At 41.4% G+C, this 21,603-nt stretch carries 16 protein-coding genes; 7 read left to right on the forward strand and 9 right to left on the reverse strand.

Translation table 11 applies throughout. The annotated features are described in order from the left end of the window. Window positions 1-21: 21 nt before the first annotated feature. On the reverse strand, window positions 22-1,149 hold the full coding sequence (locus tag ACT3QR_RS09005) for an AI-2E family transporter (protein WP_444521009.1): 1,128 nt from the start codon (window positions 1,147-1,149) through the stop codon (window positions 22-24). An 875-nt stretch (window positions 1,150-2,024) separates the two neighbouring features. Between ACT3QR_RS09005 and ACT3QR_RS09010 the strand changes: the two genes are divergently transcribed. Both ACT3QR_RS09010 and ACT3QR_RS09015 read left to right on the forward strand, forming a co-directional pair. Continuing rightward, window positions 2,025-3,716 (forward strand): NAD+ synthase, encoded by a 1,692-nt coding sequence (locus ACT3QR_RS09010; protein ID WP_444521010.1) that lies wholly within the window; start codon window positions 2,025-2,027, stop codon window positions 3,714-3,716. Between the two features lie 214 nt (window positions 3,717-3,930). Then, window positions 3,931-5,205 (forward strand): hemolysin family protein, encoded by a 1,275-nt coding sequence (locus ACT3QR_RS09015; protein ID WP_444521011.1) that lies wholly within the window; start codon window positions 3,931-3,933, stop codon window positions 5,203-5,205. Between the two features lie 46 nt (window positions 5,206-5,251). Here ACT3QR_RS09015 and ACT3QR_RS09020 read toward each other — a convergent pair whose 3' ends face one another. Beyond that, entirely contained in the window at window positions 5,252-5,968 is a 717-nt protein-coding gene (locus ACT3QR_RS09020; protein ID WP_444521012.1) for a YggS family pyridoxal phosphate-dependent enzyme, read from the reverse strand. 338 nt (window positions 5,969-6,306) lie between these two features. Here ACT3QR_RS09020 and ACT3QR_RS09025 point away from each other — a divergent pair, with 338 nt between their 5' ends. Together ACT3QR_RS09025 and ACT3QR_RS09030 are read left to right on the forward strand one after the other, a co-directional pair. After that, window positions 6,307-7,362, forward strand: a complete 1,056-nt coding sequence (locus ACT3QR_RS09025; protein WP_444521013.1) for a type IV pilus twitching motility protein PilT — start codon at window positions 6,307-6,309, stop codon at window positions 7,360-7,362. A gap of 127 nt (window positions 7,363-7,489) precedes the next feature. After that, on the forward strand, window positions 7,490-8,611 hold the full coding sequence (locus ACT3QR_RS09030; RefSeq protein WP_444521014.1) for a PilT/PilU family type 4a pilus ATPase: 1,122 nt from the start codon (window positions 7,490-7,492) through the stop codon (window positions 8,609-8,611). A gap of 151 nt (window positions 8,612-8,762) precedes the next feature. Here the strand turns inward: ACT3QR_RS09030 and fur are convergent, their stop codons facing one another. Further along, window positions 8,763-9,197, reverse strand: a complete 435-nt coding sequence (gene fur / locus ACT3QR_RS09035; protein ID WP_444521015.1) for a ferric iron uptake transcriptional regulator — start codon at window positions 9,195-9,197, stop codon at window positions 8,763-8,765. A 317-nt stretch (window positions 9,198-9,514) separates the two neighbouring features. Between fur and ACT3QR_RS09040 the strand changes: the two genes are divergently transcribed. Then, on the forward strand, window positions 9,515-9,934 hold the full coding sequence (locus tag ACT3QR_RS09040) for an outer membrane protein assembly factor BamE (protein WP_444521016.1): 420 nt from the start codon (window positions 9,515-9,517) through the stop codon (window positions 9,932-9,934). A 34-nt stretch (window positions 9,935-9,968) separates the two neighbouring features. Here the strand turns inward: ACT3QR_RS09040 and ACT3QR_RS09045 are convergent, their stop codons facing one another. From ACT3QR_RS09045 to ACT3QR_RS09060, 4 genes are all read right to left on the reverse strand, one after another. Then, window positions 9,969-10,340, reverse strand: a complete 372-nt coding sequence (locus ACT3QR_RS09045; protein ID WP_444521017.1) for an RnfH family protein — start codon at window positions 10,338-10,340, stop codon at window positions 9,969-9,971. Beyond that, window positions 10,328-11,461, reverse strand: a complete 1,134-nt coding sequence (locus tag ACT3QR_RS09050) for a hypothetical protein (protein ID WP_444521018.1) — start codon at window positions 11,459-11,461, stop codon at window positions 10,328-10,330. Before ACT3QR_RS09050 ends, ACT3QR_RS09045 begins: the two co-directional genes overlap by 13 nt. Before the next feature lie 350 nt (window positions 11,462-11,811). Beyond that, window positions 11,812-12,480, reverse strand: coding sequence for a c-type cytochrome (locus ACT3QR_RS09055; protein ID WP_444521019.1), 669 nt, complete (start codon window positions 12,478-12,480; stop codon window positions 11,812-11,814). A gap of 307 nt (window positions 12,481-12,787) precedes the next feature. Then, complete coding sequence (locus tag ACT3QR_RS09060; RefSeq protein ID WP_444521020.1) at window positions 12,788-13,123, reverse strand: c-type cytochrome; 336 nt, start codon at window positions 13,121-13,123, stop codon at window positions 12,788-12,790. 404 nt (window positions 13,124-13,527) lie between these two features. Here ACT3QR_RS09060 and yihA point away from each other — a divergent pair, with 404 nt between their 5' ends. Further along, the gene (yihA, locus tag ACT3QR_RS09065; protein WP_444521021.1) at window positions 13,528-14,283 is read left to right on the forward strand and encodes a ribosome biogenesis GTP-binding protein YihA/YsxC; all 756 of its coding nucleotides are present in this window, start codon (window positions 13,528-13,530) and stop codon (window positions 14,281-14,283) included. A gap of 124 nt (window positions 14,284-14,407) precedes the next feature. On the opposite strand, the gene ACT3QR_RS09070 is transcribed toward yihA, so the two are convergent. Both ACT3QR_RS09070 and ACT3QR_RS09075 read right to left on the reverse strand, forming a co-directional pair. Next, on the reverse strand, window positions 14,408-15,115 hold the full coding sequence (locus tag ACT3QR_RS09070; RefSeq protein ID WP_444521022.1) for an HAD family hydrolase: 708 nt from the start codon (window positions 15,113-15,115) through the stop codon (window positions 14,408-14,410). A 126-nt stretch (window positions 15,116-15,241) separates the two neighbouring features. Continuing rightward, complete coding sequence (locus tag ACT3QR_RS09075; RefSeq protein WP_444521023.1) at window positions 15,242-16,252, reverse strand: RluA family pseudouridine synthase; 1,011 nt, start codon at window positions 16,250-16,252, stop codon at window positions 15,242-15,244. 1,189 nt (window positions 16,253-17,441) lie between these two features. Between ACT3QR_RS09075 and ACT3QR_RS09080 the strand changes: the two genes are divergently transcribed. Next, a complete protein-coding gene (locus ACT3QR_RS09080) occupies window positions 17,442-21,503 on the forward strand; it encodes an Rne/Rng family ribonuclease (protein WP_444521024.1) in 4,062 nt (1,353 codons plus the stop codon). The last annotated feature ends 100 nt before the right edge of the window (window positions 21,504-21,603 follow it).

Genomic DNA, 21,603 nt, shown 5'->3' on the forward strand with positions numbered 1-21,603 from the left:
CATCGTATTTGCAGTGACTCGTTACTCTGGTTCATGCATAGGATCTATAGCACGAGGGTCAGAAAGCATCACTTCTTGCTGAGCAAATATCTCATTTTTGTGTTGGGATATCCACTCGCGCCATACCGCAAGCCCGATAGCCAGTACGACAGGCCCGATAAACAAACCAACAAAGCCAAATGCTGTCAGACCGCCTAGTACACCAATAAAAATAATGATAAAAGGGATTTTGGTCGCGCCGCTAATGACGATGGGACGAATCAAATTATCCACCCAGCTAATTACTAATACACCCCATAATGCCAAGCCAATACCTTCTGCAGTATGTCCTTGACTCAATAGCCAAATCGATACACCGCCCCAAACAAACGGCGTGCCAAAAGGAATCAAAGCGATAATAAAAGTAACGATGGTTAATAAGATAGGGCTTGGTGCACCAGAGAAGTAATATCCGATACCTGCCAATGTCGCCTGTGCCAACGCCGTCAAGCCAATACCATATACCACGGCACGCGTGGTTGTACCTACAGAATCAATATAGCCATCAATACGATTACCAATAATATTGCGAAGCGCTTGGCGAATTTGGCGAATCAAACTGGTGCCATCTCGATAAAAAAAGAATAGCGTCATTAACGCCATACCCAGTTTAGCCAAACTACTGAACACCACATCAAATGCTACTTTGCCATAATATAAATGCGACTGAACCCAAATGCGAAAAGCTTCTAACGTTCCTTCTGGGTTCTTATTGATACGCCACAGTACGTCTTTGACTTGTTGGCCAATAATAGGCAAATCTTTAATAGAGTCAGGTACATCTAAGTAACCTACCTTGATACGGTAAATAAGATTACTAATTAAACTCAAAGCTTCTTGCTGCAAGATAAACACACCAATGACCAGTGGTACACCAATTATCAATGAGATGCTCACCGTCATAATAGCGGCACTAAAGTCTGGGCTCAGCTTCACCTTTTCATGGAAAAAGTTATAGATAGGAAAAGTCACATAGGCCAAAATCGCTGCCCACAGCGCTGGTACAATAAAAAACTGCACCACTTGAAAACACAATACGAACAGCACTACCAGCAACGTAATTGCCAATAAGCGCTGAATAATAAATTCTTTTGTCCAGTTTTCAATCATAGCGTATAAACCAAAAGCGGACAGCAAACGGTAAAGTTGCTGGCGAGTTTATAAATGTGTGATGAATATTAGCTTTTAGACACTGTCTGTCAGCCATATCCATTAGCGAGAGTTGCGAGTCATACAAAAAAGCATTGCATCGGATTTACGAAGTCGTATGACGATTAAATAACATGGTAATTAAACCGTATGACAGTTAAATAGTATGACTGTGCCCAGCTCCATACCGCGAATTCATAGCCATTTATTACTGTAAATAGAATAATAAAAGTGCAGTTAGCACACCTTATTATGCAATAAAGCATGTAAATTATATAACGCGTTGTTGTAACCTTTACTTACAACTTTGTCTATGCAAGCTTACTAGATGGCGACGATAATAACTAGCGCATAATGCATGAATTTAGTGTGTAAAAATGATGTATTGCAAACTGCTTTTATGTTCAGCTTTTAAACTGCTATCTTATAAGGGAATCCACTGGTGCGTTCTATTTGTCGCGACAATTGATGTTATACTAAAGCGATTATTTTAAGCTTTTCAGTGTAGTTAAGTTTATTTGCACAGATTTATTTACATCGTTGTACAGACATCAAATCCTCTAAGCCAGATTTCAACACTCGCTTATATCGTCTTCTTTTAGACTATCATAAGTTCTAATTTTAGAGTGTCGTTATCATTTAGAGTGAGTTGTTTGAGCAAAATGATAAGTCTTTTATAAAGCCTTATACGAGATTTAGACTCCGCATATCAGCTCAATATTTAAGCTTGATATGCAAGAGCGCAGTTTTGAGTTAATTTCGGATTTACTTTGATTTTATTTGAAATCAATACAGATACACCAAATTTTAATAATATATCGATAGGAACAATAACAATGTCAAAAGACACTGATAACCCCAACTCTAACACCTCAAACGAAGCCAGTAAGACCAACAAACCACAAGATACTGTCACTTTTGCCCTAGCCCAAACGCATTTTTTAGTCGGTGATATCGCAACCAACGTTGAAAAAATGCGTACCCTAGCATTACAAGCACGCGAACAAGGTGCTGACGTTATCGTATTCCCAGAGTTGGCTCTTTTAGGCTACCCTCCACAAGATTTATTGCTACGTCCAAGCTTGTCAGGCCGTGTTAAAAGCGCTTTATCTACTTTGAGTGATATTGATGATATCGTCATGATTGTCGGCTATCCGCATGTCGATCATCACGGTACTTTTAACTCTGCTGCCATCCTACATAATGGTCATCAAAAAGGCTTTTACCATAAGCAGATTTTGCCAAATTATGGCGTATTTGATGAACGTCGCTACTTCGATAAAGGTCGTAACCAAGTTTTATTCGACTATAAAGGTATCACCATCGGTCTGCTGATTTGTGAAGACTTATGGGAAAAAGGTCCTATCTCTGAGCTTAAAAAACAAGGTGCTGATTTAATCGTAAGCTTAAACGCCTCACCTTTTGAGATTGAAAAGCAAGACAATCGTAAAACCATGCTGGCCAAGCGTAGCCGTGAGAATAAACTACCAATCGTCTATGTCAACGCTGTCGGCGGGCAAGACGATCTAGTGTTTGATGGTGGCTCTATGGCGGTACAAGCTGACGGTAGCATTGCCCATGAAGCGCCGCGCTTTATGAACCAATTGCTATTGGCCACGTTAGATGTAAAAACGGCTAAATTTAATGAGCAGACCAAAGCGCCTCTAACCTTGAGCCGTGAATCTGAAATGTATCAGGCGTTAGTCGTCGGTCTACGCGACTACGTCAATCACTCAGGGTTTTCTGGCATTATTGTTGGGTTGTCAGGTGGTATTGATTCAGCATTAACGCTCTGTATCGCTGTTGACGCGTTAGGCGCTGACAAGGTATATGCAGTCATGATGCCATACGAGTATACCTCTCAAATCAGTCTAGAAGATGCTCAAGCACAGGCACGTCGCTTAAATGTTTCTTACACCGTCTGCCCTATTTTTGACGCTGTCGAAGGCATCCGTCATACGCTAGCACCGTTATTCAATAAGTCGCCAGCGGACACGACCGAAGAAAACATCCAAGCGCGCGCTCGTGGTGTTATTTTGATGGCATTGTCTAATAAATTTGGTCATTTGGTCATTACGACTGGTAACAAGTCAGAATTGGCAGTTGGTTATTCAACGCTATATGGCGACATGGCTGGCGGCTTTGACGTATTAAAAGACGTATATAAGTCTCAAGTTTATAAATTGGCAAGCTATCGTAACCGTTTAGAAGACACCCCTGTTATTCCTGAACGTGTTATTACTCGTCCGCCATCGGCTGAATTACGTCCAGATCAAAAAGATCAAGACAGCTTGCCTGATTATGATGTGTTAGATGGTATCTTGACGTCATATATCGATGAAGATATGGGCTATCAGGAGATTATTGATAAAGGCTTTGATGCTGAGATGGTTGCCAAAGTCATTAGAATGGTAGACAACACCGAATACAAACGCTTGCAATCCCCTATCGGCACAAAGATTAGCCACAAAGCTTTTGGACGTGAACGCCGTTACCCATTGGTTAATAAGTGGTCAATCAAAGGTTAATTACTACACACCTCTCGATTTCTACTAGTTATAACTTGAGAGGTACTAGTTAGCCAGTTTTAAAAGATATCGAATTTTTTACTATTAGCTGGGTGCTTGCCCAGCTTTTTTGGTTTTTATCTACCAAAAAAGCTTATACCTAACCCTATTCTTTTCCACACAGCTTCAATAATTATTTTGCCTTAATTATCTTTATTTCTTTTTCGAGTACGTCATGAGTTTGCTAACCGCTAGTGTTTTTCTTCTTTTATTGCTTGCCTTAAGTGCCTTTGTTTCTGCTGCTGAGATTGCCATCGCCGCAGGACGTAAAATCAAGCTCCAAATTATGGCAAAAGAAGGCGATGTTCGCGCACTTGATATTCTTAATATGCAAGACCATCCTGGTAGCTTTATCACTGTCGTACAAATAGTGCTAAACGCGGTCGCTATCTCAGCTGGTGCCGTGGGTGAGTCAGCCATCAGTCCTTATCTCAAGCAATTATTTAATAATGAAACGGTAGCATCGGTTATATCGTTTGTACTGATCACAAGTTTGTTTTCACTACTCGCTGATCTCATGCCTAGGCGTTTGGCCATGTCAAATACTGAAACGATAGCGGTACGACTCGTACGCCCAATGATGCTGTTAATATTTATATTAAAGCCCATTATATGGGTGTTCGATGGAGCCGCGAATATCCTGTTTAAACTTTTTGGCATTTCAACCATACGCCAAGATGATATGACACCAGAAGATATTTATGCAGTGATGGATGCTGGTGCCGAAGCAGGTGTACTAAAGAAGCAAGAGCATCACTTGATCGAAAATATATTTGATATGCAGGAGCGTACCGTCACCTCAGTGATGAACCCTCGCGAAAATATCGTTTATTTTGATACGAAAACAAGTACCGAAGACGTCGTAAATATCATGATTGAGCAGCCACACAATAAATTTTTGGTCTGCCATGACGATGATTTAGAGCATATCGTCGGTTATGTGGAGTCTCGTAGCTTTCTAGCTTTGGTTTTGAACCAACAAGAAGTTAGCTTAACGAACAAAGCTCTATTGAAACCAGCACTTTTCATTCCTGATACGTTGTCTTTGTTTGAAGTGTTAGAGATGTTCAAGTCTACTGGTGCTGACTTTGCGGTTATCGTGAACGAATATGCACTAGTGGTTGGCGTTATCACGCTGAAGGACGTAATGAGTATTGTAATGGGTGAGCTGGTAACGTTAGAGGAACAACCTATTGTCCAGCGCACTGACACCTCGTGGCTAATCGATGGCATGACGCCTATTGAAGATGTGATTCGTGCATTAGATATTGTCGACTTACCACGCAGTCAAAATTACGAAACTATCAGTGGATTTATGATGTATATGCTCCGAAAAATCCCTAAAAAAACCGACACAATTGAGTATGCTAATTATCGGTTTGAAATTATTGCGACTGACAATCTTAAAATTACGCAGATGTTAGTAACCCAATTAGAAGATATCCTTTAATTTACAGGCCAGTTAAATTATTCTTAACTAGCCTATTCGCAACATATCAAGCACGCTGACCAAAGATAGCAGTGCCGACACGTACCATCGTTGTGCCATTTCCTATCGCCTCTGTCATATCACCACTCATGCCCATACTAAGCGTATCCCAATGTTCTAACTCTGGATAGTCTGCTTTGACTTCATCAAACAATTGCTTAGTACGTGCAAAAGCATCTGTATTGGCTTTAGCGGGGATAATCATCAGACCCCGTAACTGTAAACGCTCATACTCTTTCATTGTCTTTATTAATTCTGGTAACTGAGATGGTAGACACCCAGACTTACTGTCTTCATTATCGATATTAAGTTGGATCAACACATTTAATGGTGGTAGCTCATCTGGTCTTTGGTCGTTTAAGCGTTTGGCGATGATATCTCGCTCAACTGTTTGTACCCAATCGAAGTGCTCTGCAATGTCACGTGTCTTATTACGTTGGATACTACCGATATAGTGCCAAACAATATTCTCACCTACAGGTTGCATTTTGAGTGCGGTGATTTTTTCAATGGCTTCTTGTAGATAGTTTTCACCAAAATCACGCTGTCCTTGCTTTGCTAAAGTTGTAATCATATCGGCAGGTTTTGTTTTCGAAACAGCCAACAACATAACATCATCAGCCTGTCTATCAGCATGAGCGCATGCTTGCTTCATTTGCTTACTAACTTGTTGCCAGTTATTGATAAGTGTCATTTCATCGATATTGTCATTTATTTCATTCATACTCAACCCTTATTACTTGGTTTATTTTTTCTGCAATTTTTATTATAAAAAGAACGCAATCATCCAATTCTCTGAAATGAATCAGGGATAACTCTTATAAGAGTTATTTTAAAACGATACAGTGCTGACTTTTCTCAATTTAGTAGATGGTTAAATACACACAGTCTTGTTATGATATTGTTACATACTTTAACGTATGCTGCTAAATATGCTCGCGATGGCAAAGATCTGTACGGGCCAGCCTTTCATCGCTATTTGTGAAATTATTGATAGATAGTTTACCACGTACTTTTATAATGTTTTGTCTGACCTAGACTAAGCGATAGGAATATCAAATTATGGCTGCAAAAAACAACCTCAATATCGAAGACTTGCTACGCTTTACGGTTAAACATAAGGCATCAGATTTACATATTTCAGCGGGCATGCCAGCAATGATACGTGTCGATGGTGAAATGACGCGTATCAATATGCCAGAGATGACTCATCAAGTCGTGCATCAGCTTATTTATGACATTATGAATGACAAGCAGCGTGCCGACTTTGAAGAGTTTTTTGAAACAGATTTTTCTTTTGAAATTCCTAATTTAGCACGTTTTCGTGTCAATGCTTTTAATCAAAACCGCGGTGCAGGTGCTGTATTTCGTACCATTCCTTCCAAAGTATTAACGATGGAAGATTTAGGTATGGGCGATGTATTCCGACGTATCTCAGACCTTAAACGTGGGGTGGTGTTGGTGACAGGTCCAACAGGTTCAGGTAAATCGACAACACTTGCGGCGATGATTGACTACATTAATGAAAGCCGTAAAGAGCATATTCTAACTATCGAAGATCCGATTGAATTTGTCCATCAGTCAAAGAAAAGTCTGATCAACCAGCGTGAAGTCCACCGTGATACTTTAGGTTTCGAGCCAGCATTACGCTCTGCCCTACGTGAAGATCCCGATGTTATCTTGGTTGGCGAGCTACGTGACCTTGAAACCATTCGCTTGGCTCTAACAGCGGCAGAAACTGGTCATTTAGTATTCGGCACCTTGCATACCAGCTCAGCCGCTAAGACGATTGACCGTGTCATTGATGTATTCCCAGCTGCTGAAAAAGACATGATTCGCGCGATGCTATCAGAATCGTTACAAGCCGTTATTTCACAGACTCTGTTACGTCGTCAAGCAGGTGGCCGTGTGGCTGCTCATGAAATCATGATAGGTACACCTGCCATCCGTAATTTGATACGTGAGAACAAAATCGCTCAAATGTACTCTGCTATTCAAACGGGTGCTGGCGATGGCATGATTACCCTTGATCAGACGTTAAAGAACTTGGTAGGCAAAGGAACTATTAGCAAAGATGTTGCGCGTCCTTATGCAAAACAGCCTGAAGCGTTTCTATAGTATATATAGACCATCAGAAATGAATAATTGGTGATATCCACTATTATCTAGTAGCAATCTACTGACGAACTTTACAGTATGATTTTAAATATTTTCTTAATTGAGTTACCTCTAGTGCAGGTGCGATATGGACATTGATAAACTATTACAGTTAATGATCAGCAAAAATGGATCTGACCTTTTTATTACGGCTGACGTAGCACCTTCCATGAAAGTGAATGGAAAAATTTTACCGGTCGGTAGAACCCCTTTAAGTGCTGAGCAAACCATGAGACTGGTCAAAGGTGTAATGACGCCAAGCCAGCAAAAGGAGTTTGAAGATACTAATGAGTGTCAGTTTGCTATCTCTGATGAAGCACAGCAAGCTCGTTTTCGAGTCAGTGCGTTTGTACAGCGTGATATGGCAGGAATGATTTTACGGAAAATTGAAAATAATATTCCAACGGTCGAAGAGTTACGTTTGCCGCCAACGCTAAAAGAATTGGCTATGAAAAAACGCGGTATTATTCTATTAGTTGGTGCAACGGGTACGGGTAAATCCACCACTCTTGCAGCAATGATAGGACATCGCAATCAAAACTCTCATGGTCATATTATTACGATAGAAGATCCTATTGAGTTTGTTCACAAACATCGTGGTTGTATTATTACCCAACGCGAAGTTGGTATCGATACCCATTCATTTGAAGCAGGCCTAAAAAACACGCTACGCCAAGCACCCGATGTCATCCTAATCGGCGAGATTCGTAACCGTGAGGTGATGAGCTATGCTATCCAGTACGCAGAAACAGGCCACCTAGTGTTTGCAACATTGCATGCAAACAATGCCAACCAAGCAATCGATCGTATTATTCATTTCTTCGAAACCAATCGCCATAATCAGTTGTTTATGGATTTGTCGTTGAACTTACAAGCAATTATCGCTCAGCAACTTATCCCCACGCCTGATGGTAAAGGACGACGCGCTGCGATCGAGATTTTACTAAATTCGCAGCTGATCAGTGACTATATCCGTAAAGGGGAAGTCCATGAAATCAAAGATGTAATGACACGCTCACGAGACAGTGGCATGCAAACCTTTGATCAAGCGCTTTTTGATTTGTACGAACAAGGGGAGATAACCTATAAAGAAGCGATTCTACATGCTGACTCTCCTAACGATCTGCGCCTTAAAATCAAGCTCAGCAGCAAAAACGGTAATACCAATTTAGATGAAGGTGCCGATAGTTTATCGTTAGATGTTAGCTAATATTCTTCAGCTTCCCATACAGAGTAAACATATAAAAAAAACCCTCGTTATAAATAACGAGGGTTTTTTTTTATTGGTCGACACAGCATTGTCAGTGGTTCGCTATAACATTATTAGCAGAAATAAGCATTTTTGTTTACACACTAGATAATTATTTCGCACTGTCTCTACAAGCTTGCTCCGCACATATACCATATAGCACAAGAGAGTGCCCAGATAGTTTGAAGCCATGTTTTTCTGCTACTTTCAGCTGTTCTTCTTCGATGACTTCATTATGAAACTCTATAATCTTGCCACATACATCACAAACTAGATGGTCATGATGCTCTTCTTGTGTAATTTCAAACACAGATAGATTGTTTTCAAAATTATGACGCTCAACGATACCCGCTTGCTCAAACTGTGTCAGTACACGATAGACAGTGGCAAGACCTACGTCTTCACCTTGGTCAATAAGTGCTTTATATACTTCTTCTGCGCTCATGTGATGCAGCTCTGCGCGCTCTAATAGTTCTAAAATTTTGATACGAGGCAACGTGACTTTGAGTCCTGCTCTACGTAAATCTTGATTGGTAAAAGAAGCCATAATATCCCTCTTGACTGTGGAAGCCTTAGCAAATAAAAAATATGTGATAAATAATCAAAGATGATTATTTTCGTAAAATGTAGAGTAAATGATTCATAACAAACTGACTGAGCTTACGCAGACATCACGCTTATTATTTTATAATTATCGAGATGCAAGCCTATGAATTTAAAATATAATTAATATCACTCTTCAGATTGTGTTTGGTAAATAATGTCGTAAGTGGTAGGCAATTGCAAGTAAATGACGTATCATTTGTCCAAGATTGTCGGTCAGACTGGTACGACCTAATGCTGGCCACACCTAATTCATTTCTTATGAGTCATCTTACCATGATAAAGACATTAAATTTCCGTCCGTTAAGCCCCACAAGCGCATTACGTAAGATCGTTATCACCAGTATGCTTGGCGCTACTGTTGCTATGTCTGGCTGCTCATTATTGAGTGTTTATAAGATTGATTTGCCACAAGGCACAGCGATTACTCAAAACCAAGCCCAGAAGCTAAAAGTAGGTATGAATCAAAACCAAGTTCTTTATGCGCTTGGTAGCCCTGCAATTCGAGATACGCTTGAGCCTAAACGCTGGGATTACATCTATGACTATAAAGCAGGTACTGAAGGTAGCCGTAAAGGTATCGCAGATGTCAAAAACGCTAGCCAGCATTTAGTGATTTATTTTGATGATAATGGTTTGGTCACGCGTATCGAAGGTATTGAGAGTCTGCCAACGTCATAGTCAGTAAACCCTATCGGTCTAGATAGCTAATGGTTTAGCTGCGAGATTTACTTTTGCGCTGAGACATAGGATCAGCGCTTAAGCTGCGATACACCTCGATACGGTCAAAAGGCTGTAGCAAATAGCTTAATGGCTGTTTTTGTGCGTAAATTCCCACATGCCAACGTTTTGCAGTTGGCGTGGTAATATCTATGACTTGCTCACACCACTCTGCCAGTTCTGCAAACTTCTCAAGCCATCCCGCTTGTACCAATGCTTCATACAAACTAACACCTTGTTTAACCTGCAAAGCTACATAATGCTGGCGCTGCTCATCTTCAGCATACGCCAGATATACCGTCATTAACTTAGCTTGAGTAGCCTGTAGCACACTGCTGTCACGGCCACTAACTGTTAGCTCAACCACTGCATCACCCAACCTATCAATGCTAATAGCAATGCTAATGGTACGACTAAACGTATCGCAACTCGCCACAAGTTATAAACAGCTTCATTGCTAAAATTTAGTGATTTACGCAAATGACTGATTTTCATCTGCCAACCGGTAAATACTGATAATACTAGTACAGCGATGCTACTAATAATGACCAAGATACCTACTAGCCATGCTGTCGGAATCGCAACTACTAATAATAACGCCACAGCAAAAGTGATTATCAAACTAACTAACAATCCAAACTTATGCGTTAACTGTTGAATACTATAATGTAGCAAGTAGCTAGCTACAAACAATACCCCGCCCCAATATAGTAACTGTCCAATTGGTGGCAATGACAGACCACTAGTAAATAAAGCCACCACTCCTATCAGCAGTTGCAATACCCAAATCGGTAATACTAGCTTGGTTGCATGGTACTCACGAGTAGCAGCTCTGTTCTTTGCTTGCTGATTGCTTGATTCTACAGCTGTGACTGTCTGCTTACTCACCAAGTTCTGACCGAACCAGTATAGTCCTGTACCCGCACCAACACTCACTAATGCTAACGCAACTGCACGTGCCCACTCCATCAAACTGACATCAGTCATGGCGAAACCAGTATTTGGCACACCGTTTGCGAGCCCTAATAGCAGTCCTATTACCATTAGTCCTAAACCAATAGGTAGAGGCGCACCACCTAGCAAGCTTAAAAGCACCGCAATGACCATTAGGCCTGCAGCAACCGCGAAGTTAGGTACATCAGGTACGCTATTTAGCTCAGTTAATGCAGACAATATCCCCGTACTTGCGCCAGATATCACCAACGCTGCAATCACAATAGAGACTAACGCCGCCGACCAACCAAAGCTGCGCCATATCGGACTGACGTCTGCCTCACGAGTAAGCTTTTGCATGCCTGCTAGAGGTCCTTCGACACTACGATAGGCCAATGCTATCTCAGCATAAACAACAGGTAGCGCAACCAATACCATGGCTAATAGCCATAGCAACCAAAAATCAATCTCACCAATTGACGCAGGTGCAAACCAACGAAATAGCAATAGTGGTAGTATCGCCGCGATAAAATAAGAGGCATAACGGATCATCATAATTTCAATCCAAACGATCTAATACCATTCACAAAAACTAGCTCAGCAAACCAAACAAGTGCTAATACTACGCATAGTAGATTGAACATATTTGACACAGCTGATCGTGTTTTGAGGTTGGTATAAAGTGAATAACGATAATTTGTAATTATACAGAGCAACGACTGGCTTCTGTAAATGAATTCATCTAAACAATGTCTTAATATAAGGGACAAACAGTTATAAAAAAACCCCGAAATCGGGGTTTAGTCATTCAGATATAAATCAATACGCGGTTCAGTACTCAGTGGCTTTACTTAATGATCTTCTGTGCAAAGCAAAGTATCAGGTCTTGAATCAGTACGACTCAATTAGTGAATAGCACTTACATAGTCTGACAGGATACGAATGTCACGATCTGACAGTTTTGATGCAACCGTTTGCATCATACCCATCTCGCCTTCTTTGGCTGCGTCATTGACTCGTTTTTGATCATCGCTATCGATATCATCAACACGTCCAGCGGCACGGAATAGTTTTAGCTGAGTTGAAATATACTCAGCATGCTGACCGCCTAACTTTGGAAATGCAGCCCAAGTGTTACCTGCAGCATCTGGACCATGACAGCCTGCACAGCCAATAACGCCGCGTGACTTATCACCGCCCAAGAATAGCTTAGTCGCTTCTTGGTTGGTCACAGGATTACCATAGCCAACACCCCAAGGCGCTTGAGTAGCATAATAACCTGCTACGTCAGCTAGGTCTTGCTGAGATAGGTTAGCAACTTGTGACTGCATGATACCGTTTTTGCGATAACCTGCTTTAAAGTTGACTAGCTGTTTATACAGGTACTTTACATTTTGGCCGCCAAGGTTTGGCTGTGCAGGAACAACACTGACGCCATTAAGACCATGACAAGCAGCACAAACGGTTTCTGCAATTTCTTGACCTGCATTGACGTCATATTCAGGAACAATAATAGCAGCTTGTACGCTGAAACTTGCAACGCATAAGCTGGCAGCAGCGATTAACTTTTTCATTGATACAAATCCTACTAGCTCGGCGTAAGCATTATTTAGAGTGATTGCACGGGTAAGATACCTGATATAGCCACCCCTTTAATTATGAGAGTAGCATATATTTTAAGGTCTTGGACACAAGCAGTCTGAAAGTACTTACTAACATCAGGGTTTATTTTAGATTATTATAGCAAGACTTTGTATCATTTGCCTACTTAATCATAGTATCCGTCAGTTTTCTGGCAACACTATACACAATATGACGCAAAAATAAAAAGCGCAGATAGGTTGTTAACCCGGCGCTTTACTTTATATTTTTATGAGCTAATTATTTGCTCATATACTCGATAAGTTGGCGATAGTCGTCATCACTACAATTGTCACAAAGTCCACCTGCTGGCATTTGCGGCATACCACCTTTGACAGACTTAATGAGCGTCGGCATGCTTTTTTGTTTGATCAACTGTTGCCATTTGGCACTATCACCTTTTTTTATGGCATTTAGCGCCCCACTATCGTGACAGACTGCACATGAGTTATTATAGGTTGTGGCAATATCCGCCGCACCTGCGCTGTTAATCATAATGCCACTTAGTAATAGTGCAGCACTGCTAGCCGTTATAGCGCGATAACTCGTGCTAAGAAGTTTACTGATTGAAAACATAGAGCACCTCCTCGTGATATTTCACGTGTCTCATCAATCGTTCTATTAAACGTCTCTCGTTAAACATTGTAACAATATATGTCATATAAACATAGAGGATTTGGATATAGCTTTGTTAAAGCTGAGAACTTGTCTTAATGACTGACCAACTTTAATGCTATCCTACTATTTATATGATGCTAATCGCAGTTATTTCAATAAGTAAGACACGGAATAGTATAGAATAGCCAGTAATATTAAATAGCTACTTTTATGATTTACACATAACTGTATCAACGAAAAACAGTCTTTTACTTTGTTTTACCTATTGCTTTACTAATTACTTGACCACACCGATGACTTGAATCATCAGCTGACTAAAATTTTATAATCGCATCCAATTTTTTAAGATTAATGAGCCATTTATGAGTACCCCGTTTAACGATGTCGCCGCTGAACACACCTTGTTCAATACCAAATCTCGTCAGAAAATTCAGCAAACTGAATTTTTGATGTCAGCCCCTACTTTTCGTCTTTGTCCTCCTGATATGGGATTAGAAGTTGCTTTTGCAGGGCGTTCAAACGCTGGCAAATCATCGGCTATCAATGCTTTAACCAATCAGCGCCAATTGGCTCGGTCGTCTAAGACACCTGGACGTACGCAGATGATTAACTTTTTTAGTATCGGTGATAGCGACAGACGATTGGTCGATTTGCCTGGTTATGGTTATGCCGCTGTACCACTTGAGATGAAAAAGGAATGGCAGGTTGAACTAGAGGAGTATCTGGTATCACGCTCAAGCCTTGCAGGTCTGGTATTGATGACAGATATTCGTCATCCGCTTAAGTTTTTTGATGAGCAGATGCTACACTGGGCAAAAGATGGTGAGCTACCAGTGCATATCCTACTGACCAAAGCAGATAAGCTAAAATACGGTGCTTCCAAAAACGCCCTACTTGAGACTCGTAAACGTCTGAAAAAACTGGGCTTAAATTGTACCATTCAGTTATTTTCGGCCCTCAAAAAAGAAGGTCTCGAGGAGTTGGCTGGGATAATGGGCCACTGGTATGAGTATAAACTTGATGCAGACAAAATCGTTGAGTCATCTTTTGCGTTGCTAGAAGGCGCTGAGTTAGAAGACGCTATTGAGAAAGAGAGCGGCGAAAAAGAGAGCAAATAGTTACTAAACTCTCTAATCAAAAGGGTTTATCGCTATTACGATAAACCCTTTTTTGTTGTCTGTTTTTTTAATTCATTATTGTTATCGGTATGCTAACAAAACAATGAAGATTATAAAAATAGCGCTACCTGCATAACAAATCAACTAGCGCTTGTGGAGTATCCACTTGATAGGTTGGATTTTGCGCAGCAAGCTCTACACTTGTTGCCGTACCATAGTCTACCGCTATACTAGTCATGCCTAATGCTGTTGCCATCTGAATATCATAGATACTGTCGCCAATAAACACAGCGTCAGCAATCTGCTGCTGCGTATAGTCCAAGATATCAGTCAACATCTGAGGATCAGGTTTTGATCCTGACTCATCAGCACAACGCGTAATCGCAAAATACTCATGGCTATCTGAAGCATCTAATACACGCTCCAACCCTTTTCTTTTTTTACCAGTTGCTACAGCGAGCGTTTTACCTTGCTGTTGCAAAGTTTGTAACATATGCTCTATCGGCTCAAAAAGTGGTGTGCTGTGACTATTGGCAATATAGTGCTCTGCATAGGTTTGCTGAATGGCAATCAACTGCACGTCGTTTGCCTGAGGATATAAAATTCTAATTCCGTTCATTAAGCTCAGACCAATGATATCTTTTACAGCTTTATCAGTCGTCTTAAACCCGTGTGCCTCCCCAGCCACATGCATAGATTCAACGATTAAACCAATTGAATCCATTAGCGTGCCGTCCCAATCAAAAATAATCAATGTCTTATCTGACAAACGATGTTCTGCTAATGGTTGAGCCTTTATAATACGCTCTGAAGTTGTCGTTGATTTAATCATGAATTTACCTTAATGAATAATAAATAGCAGATACTAAAACGTCACGGCGACTTATTCGTAAAAATAAGAGTTCGTGACGTTTAGGAGTATATAAAATAGTTTGGCTTTAGAGTTTGTTTTTAACAGCTACTCAGGTAACTTCGTTGTCTCTGGTAGCCAATCTGCCATGTCGTCTGGTAATGGTGCAGTAATAGTCTCGTAGCCTGGAATATCTAAGCGCCATGCGTGTAGACATAGACGATGGACGCCTGATTTGTCATGAACGTTATATTTATCATCACCTAGGATGGCATGACCAATATGGGCTAAATGCACACGGATTTGATGAGTACGACCCGTTAATGGCTTGGCTTCGATTAAGCTTACTGGCTGATCATTAATCGTAAAACGATCATGGATAATGATATCGGTTTGGCTTTCCTTTGCTTGTTCGTCTTGAGCGTCGACTTTAACTCGGCGCTCACCGCTAGCAAGCGTATAACGTAGCAACGGCGCATTGATACGCTGCTCATTAAGCGCTGGTTGCCCTTTGGCAAGACATAGATAGTGCTTTTGAATGGTCTTATCTACCAAATATTGCTGCAATACTTTAAGCGTTGAGCGTTTTTTGGAAATCATCAGTAGCCCTGATGTATCTTTGTCGATGCGATGTATCAGCTCTAGGTATTTTTTACCTGTCACTTCACGCATTGCTTCGATAACCCCAAAGTCTAAACCACTGCCACCATGTACGGCGATGCCAGACGGCTTATTTAATACAAGCAAACCGTCGTCTTCATAGACCACACGAGCCAGCAGGCTGTTGGCAAATTCGGTACTAATAATTGGTTTTTCACGCGTCGCCAGCTCTACAGGGGCAATACGTACCACATCTTCACGCTGCACTCTATCGTGTGCTTTGCAGCGTTTATTGTTAACACGTATCTCATCTGAGCGAATCATTTTATAGATATGCGATTTTGGCAAACCTTTTAAGCGGTTTAACAAAAAGTTATCCAAACGCTGATCATGTTGATGGCGCGTTACTTCAAGGTAGTTCACTTTACCGAAGTTGCTAATCTCATCATCAGCGCTTTGCGGGCGTGTTTTGCTATTGAAAATAGCAGGGGCTTCATGAGTAGGAGCGTCGTCAGTCATTTTTGAGTTTGTCATTTTTAGTTAGGTATTTACACAAAGATTTGCTATAGTTTAGCATGTTGAGCGACAATTAAGCAGATGCGACAGCAATAATCATTGTTGTTACAAATAGTTGACCACCGTTTTACTACTTGTCAGTTTACTACTACTTGCTAGCAAAGAGGTTAACACTATCTATTCTGCTGACATGACACGTTTCATCTGATTTTAGGGCACATTATTTACTTAGAGGTACTACTTACCAAATATAGCCCTATAAATTAAAAATACTGTACTGAATGTTATTCGGTACCATAAAATAAATAGTGACACTAAATACCATCGCGTTAATAACGCTGACAATAAATCAGCTTATTGACCGATTACAACACCACATTGACTCACTAATTGCATGACAACGACCGTACTCGATAACCAATCATTATTTAATGACTATTTATCTGATGGTTCTTTATGCCAGCATAGTTGAGCAAGTATGGGTAGTTTAGCGTTAGAATCGAAAAGTAACTCGATAGCTGCCTAAGTATCGGTGGTCAAACAGATGACGATAACAATGTAAATACGACACCACGCTGATAAGCTGGTCCATTATTCTGTTTGCCAAGTACGCCCCGCTGATAACAAAAGCTGCGACACCTAACCTTGAGATACCCGAGATATTATTGACGTTATACAAAGAACGATAAACAAAGAGTAACCAATTGCTTCGCCTGAACAGACAATCGCTGAATGACGCCACTATATAGTAGTAATCATGACCGCGATATTATTGTTAGACTTTGATGGATGAATGGCAACAGCACCATACCTTTTTAATATCAGTATTTTTTAGAACTGTAAATGACCCTCGCTCACGCCTACAACGTGCGCTGAAATCACTACCAATAGAATGTACTGAGAACAAGAGCGCTTTGACTTGCTGACATAGTCATATATGTACCAAGTTTACTGATGATAAGATATATGTACCATAGCCTTACGCCCTATATTACTGATATTAACATGAGCACTGCTCATTACTTCAGGTAAAAAAGAAGCCATTGAAAAAGCCCCCTGTGCTTTATAAACCCACGATTTACGTTCTATCGTTAATAAACATCTACACATGCTAATCACAATATTAGCCACACTTGCCACTATGTCTTAAAGACTGTCTTATTGTTGTCATGCGTACTCATAGGATACAAATATGAAACGCATTTTAATCAACGCAACTCAAAACGAAGAGATTCGTGTCGCCTTATGTAAAGGCAATCATTTGTACGATTTCGACCTAGAAAACCGTACTCGCGAGCAAAAAAAATCTAACATCTATAAAGGTCATGTGACTCGTGTTGAGCCATCGCTTGAAGCTGTATTTGTGGAATATGGCTCACAGCGCCAAGGTTTCTTGCCAATTCGTGAAATCTCTGCCGAATACCTAAGCGGCAATCCACGTGATGAGAACATCAAAAAACTGATCAAAGAAGGCGACGAGCTAATCGTTCAAGTTGAAAAAGAAGAGCGTGGTAACAAAGGCGCTGCTCTATCAACGTATGTATCGTTAGCTGGTCGCTATCTAGTATTGATGCCAAACAATCCTCGCGGCGGTGGTATCTCACGCCAAATCTCAGGCAAGCTACGTGAAGACATGAAACGTATGCTGGGCAATCTGGATCTGCCAAAAGGCATGAGTGTCATCATTCGTACTGCTGGTATTGGCAAAACCCAAGAAGACTTGCAGCATGACTTGAACCATTTGCTTAATATCTGGCAAGCTATCCAAGAACAAAACCAAAAATACCCATCACCGCGCTTAGTTCACCAAGAAGCTGGCGTTGTTACACGTGCGGTTCGTGATTATCTGCGTGATGATATCGCTGAGATTTGGATTGATAACGAAAATGCTTATATCGAAGCAGCTGGCTTTATTGATGCAGTAATGCCAAAACAAGCTGAAAAGCTACGCAAATATACTGATTATGAGCCAATGTTTTCGCGTTTTAATATCGAAAAACAAATCGAAACCGCTTATCAGCGCGAAGTTCGTCTGCCATCAGGTGGCTCGATCGTTATTGACCAAACAGAAGCGTTGGTTTCTATCGATATCAACTCAGCTAAGTCAACCAAAGGTTCAGATGTTGCTGAGACCGCTTACCATACCAACTTAGAAGCAGCTGATGAGATTGCTCGTCAACTACGTTTGCGTGATATGGGTGGTTTGATTGTTATTGATTTCATTGATATGAATGATAACAAGCACCAAAAAGAAGTAGAAAAACGTCTAATCGACGCGACCAAATATGACCGTGCACGTGTCCAGTTTGGTGATATTTCTAAATTTGGTCTAATGGAAATGAGCCGTCAGCGTCTACGTCCTTCGTTAGAAGAGTCAACTGGTTATATCTGCCCACGTTGTCATGGCAATGGTATGATTCGTGACCTGCGTTCATTGTCGCTATCTATCATGCGTCAAATTGAGCAAATCGCCCTTAAAGAACGCCAAGGTGAAGTCCAAGCTGAAGTGCCAACAGACATCGCCGCATTCTTATTAAACGAAAAGCGCGATAGCTTGGTTTATCTTGAGCAAGACAGTGGCACGCGCATCACGATTTTGCCACATGCACATTTAGAATCCCCAAACTTCAAACTACACTTCAACCGTGATGGCTTTGCTCCATCGAGCTATGAGCGTATCACGGATACACAGCAGCAAGAGCACAGTGACCTTGGCTATAACGTTGACTGGCAAACTGCTGAAAAAGAGCGTCCAGAGCAGCAACCTACTCGTCAGCCTCGTAAAACAGCAAATGGTAATAATAAGCATAGCCGCTCAAACACACAGCAGAATACAGCTGCGCAAACGAAAAACGATACAGTAAATCATAGCAATGACCGTCGTAATCACAAAAACACCAACGACGTTTCGTCTGCGCAGGCACCGCAAGCCAGTAAAACCGCTAGTGTTGCTGCACCAGTAGCATCGCAAACACAGAGCGTCGAAGCTGCTGCTCAACCGAAAGCCGTTGCATGGTTATCAAATCTATTTGCCCAAGCACCGCAAGCGACTACGACACCTAGTGTTACTAGCCGAGATGCTGCTGAAGCAATCGAAGCAATCGTAAATACTGGTGCGCAAAGTTTAGGCTCTTTTGGTCAAGTTGATAGCAATGCATTGAATAACACTGATTCAAACCGTGAGCAGTCAAATCAACAAAACAACAGCCAAAGAAACGACAACCAACAGTCAGATAACAACGCTAATCGTCAGCAAGCACGTCGCAATGAAAGCGATACTGACGACAACAGCAATGAAGATAGAAGAAGACGTAAGCCGCGTAAATCTAGATCTTCTAAACCACGTCAGAGAAAAGAAGCAACTGACGACACGACTAGTAACGCAAACAGTAGCTCAGAAAATGCTGATAACAAACCGTCTGATACTCAAGACCAAAAACAGCAAGACAAGCGTCAGAACGATAGTAGACGTACAAACGAGCGTAATCGTAATAACCGTCAAAACAGTAATCGTAATGCAAGCGAGCGTAATGATACTGATGATGAAAACAGCTCTACAGCAAGTGAGCAAACCCGTTCTAAGCGTAAATCGCATAGCCAACGTGGCTCACGCGGTAAACTAGAGCGCGGTGAGACACTAACGGCTGACAACGTCAAACACAGCAAGCAGCAGAATGCTAGAAATAACGATACTACCAATAGTAAAAATCAATCTAGCGCACGCCGTAATCAAGACCCTAACGAAGTTGTGCTACAAGTTAATGAAGCGCCAACTGAACTAAAAGCTTCTGAAGTGGTTCACCTATCTTTAGACGATAGCAAGTCCGCGCAGGCTAAGACTCAATCTAGTGAGAAGCGAAGCGCGACAAACAACGTGGTAAAAGATGAGCGTTCTGATAAGCGCAGTAGCCATGGGCAGAACACTGATAAGCAAACCACCAGTACTCAGAACGCTGATAGTAAAGTTGACAACGACAAGAGCACGGTAGAAACTCATGCTAGTCAGACAAATGATGATAAGCATAAATCTACCGAACAAGCTAAAGTGCAAAAGGATGCACCTAAGCATGAGCAGGCTGCTGAAGCTAAAGAAGCGGCTGGCGCTGTAGAAGCACCATCGACTTCTACGAGTAATACAGAGAATCAGTCAGAAACGCCCACGTCAGTAGCAGCTGATGTAGCAGAAACTACAGAGACCTCAAAACAGCAGGAAACTAAGACTGCTAACGATGTAAGTAAGAGTAGTAAAACTGAAAAAACTCAGTCTGATAGTGATAGCGCGAACGCAAGTAATGTGAGCAACTCAGCATTTGAGCTGACACATGAAGCATTGTTTGGTGCACGTTATGTGACTGCAGAGAAATTTGGGCAAGCGAGTAACGATCCACGCGCAGTACTTGGTCAGCAATCCGCTCAAGTGAACAAACCAACTGCTACCAGTGTGCCAGCAATACGCGGTACGGTTGGCGAGTTCATTCGTGCAACGCTACCAGAAGCACAAGCCCGCTTAGCAGAAGAAGGTGTTATCAATTGCTTTATCGCGACCATTGCGTTGCATAATGAGCAAGTTCAGAACGCTGATAATAGTTCTGATGCTGCTAGCCAGAGCTTCGACTTTAGCAACTATGGCTATCAACCATTGGCTGCCGATTACCTCACACGCTTTGAAATGATGACGCAAGCGGTCAGTCAATTTGCAGCAGTACAGGGAAAGACAGACGTTGAGCCACGCGCTATTGCTAAGCGTGCTAGCAACGATCCACGCGGTCAGCACCCTGATTATCAGGAACCAGCTGTATTGAGCGTAACAGCTGCACAGGCAAGTGACGCAGAGCAAGCTGATAGCGCAGTGGATGCGCATGACGTTGAAGCGACTGCCCTTGCGAATCAGGTTCAAACTGATGATATCAGTTCTGATAGTGAGCAACTGCTAGAAATCGAGCGTGCTCAGTCAGAAGCTAAGGATGCAGAAAACATAGCAGCAGAAACTGAGCAAATGACTGACTCAGCAGTAGAAGACACTGCTACAGAAGCGGACAAAGATGACAGTCAGGCAGCTAAGTCTAAGACGACCATCGCCAGCTATAAAAACATGATCGAAAATGTGGCTGAGCAATTACTACCACAGACTGGTATGTTTAATCTGACTACGCCAAAAGTACCAAAAGCGCGCAGTCGTAAGCCTAAGTCAGATCATAAAAAACCGACACAAGTAGAAAAATCGGAAACTGATGTTACCAGCGACGATAGCTAAAAAGCCATAATATAAAAAAGGTAAGAATACAAAAGACAAAGCCCCGATACTTATAAGTATCGGGGCTTTTTATATTATTGGCTTGATAGTGATAGGTAAC

The sequence above is a fragment of the Psychrobacter sp. AOP7-B1-25 genome (assembly GCF_052376195.1).
Classification (GTDB): domain Bacteria; phylum Pseudomonadota; class Gammaproteobacteria; order Pseudomonadales; family Moraxellaceae; genus Psychrobacter.

Coding starts and splice junctions, on each gene's coding strand:
- ACT3QR_RS09020 (WP_444521012.1), bottom strand. CDS start 5,968: ATGAATGAAATAAATGACAATATCGATGAAATGACACTTATCAATAAC.
- ACT3QR_RS09080 (WP_444521024.1), top strand. CDS start 17,442: ATGAAACGCATTTTAATCAACGCAACTCAAAACGAAGAGATTCGTGTC.
- ACT3QR_RS09050 (WP_444521018.1), bottom strand. CDS start 11,461: ATGATGATCCGTTATGCCTCTTATTTTATCGCGGCGATACTACCACTA.
- fur (WP_444521015.1), bottom strand. CDS start 9,197: ATGGCTTCTTTTACCAATCAAGATTTACGTAGAGCAGGACTCAAAGTC.
- ACT3QR_RS09040 (WP_444521016.1), top strand. CDS start 9,515: ATGAGTCATCTTACCATGATAAAGACATTAAATTTCCGTCCGTTAAGC.
- ACT3QR_RS09025 (WP_444521013.1), top strand. CDS start 6,307: ATGGCTGCAAAAAACAACCTCAATATCGAAGACTTGCTACGCTTTACG.
- ACT3QR_RS09010 (WP_444521010.1), top strand. CDS start 2,025: ATGTCAAAAGACACTGATAACCCCAACTCTAACACCTCAAACGAAGCC.
- ACT3QR_RS09070 (WP_444521022.1), bottom strand. CDS start 15,115: ATGATTAAATCAACGACAACTTCAGAGCGTATTATAAAGGCTCAACCA.
- ACT3QR_RS09060 (WP_444521020.1), bottom strand. CDS start 13,123: ATGTTTTCAATCAGTAAACTTCTTAGCACGAGTTATCGCGCTATAACG.
- yihA (WP_444521021.1), top strand. CDS start 13,528: ATGAGTACCCCGTTTAACGATGTCGCCGCTGAACACACCTTGTTCAAT.
- ACT3QR_RS09055 (WP_444521019.1), bottom strand. CDS start 12,480: ATGAAAAAGTTAATCGCTGCTGCCAGCTTATGCGTTGCAAGTTTCAGC.
- ACT3QR_RS09015 (WP_444521011.1), top strand. CDS start 3,931: ATGAGTTTGCTAACCGCTAGTGTTTTTCTTCTTTTATTGCTTGCCTTA.
- ACT3QR_RS09075 (WP_444521023.1), bottom strand. CDS start 16,252: ATGACTGACGACGCTCCTACTCATGAAGCCCCTGCTATTTTCAATAGC.
- ACT3QR_RS09030 (WP_444521014.1), top strand. CDS start 7,490: ATGGACATTGATAAACTATTACAGTTAATGATCAGCAAAAATGGATCT.
- ACT3QR_RS09005 (WP_444521009.1), bottom strand. CDS start 1,149: ATGATTGAAAACTGGACAAAAGAATTTATTATTCAGCGCTTATTGGCA.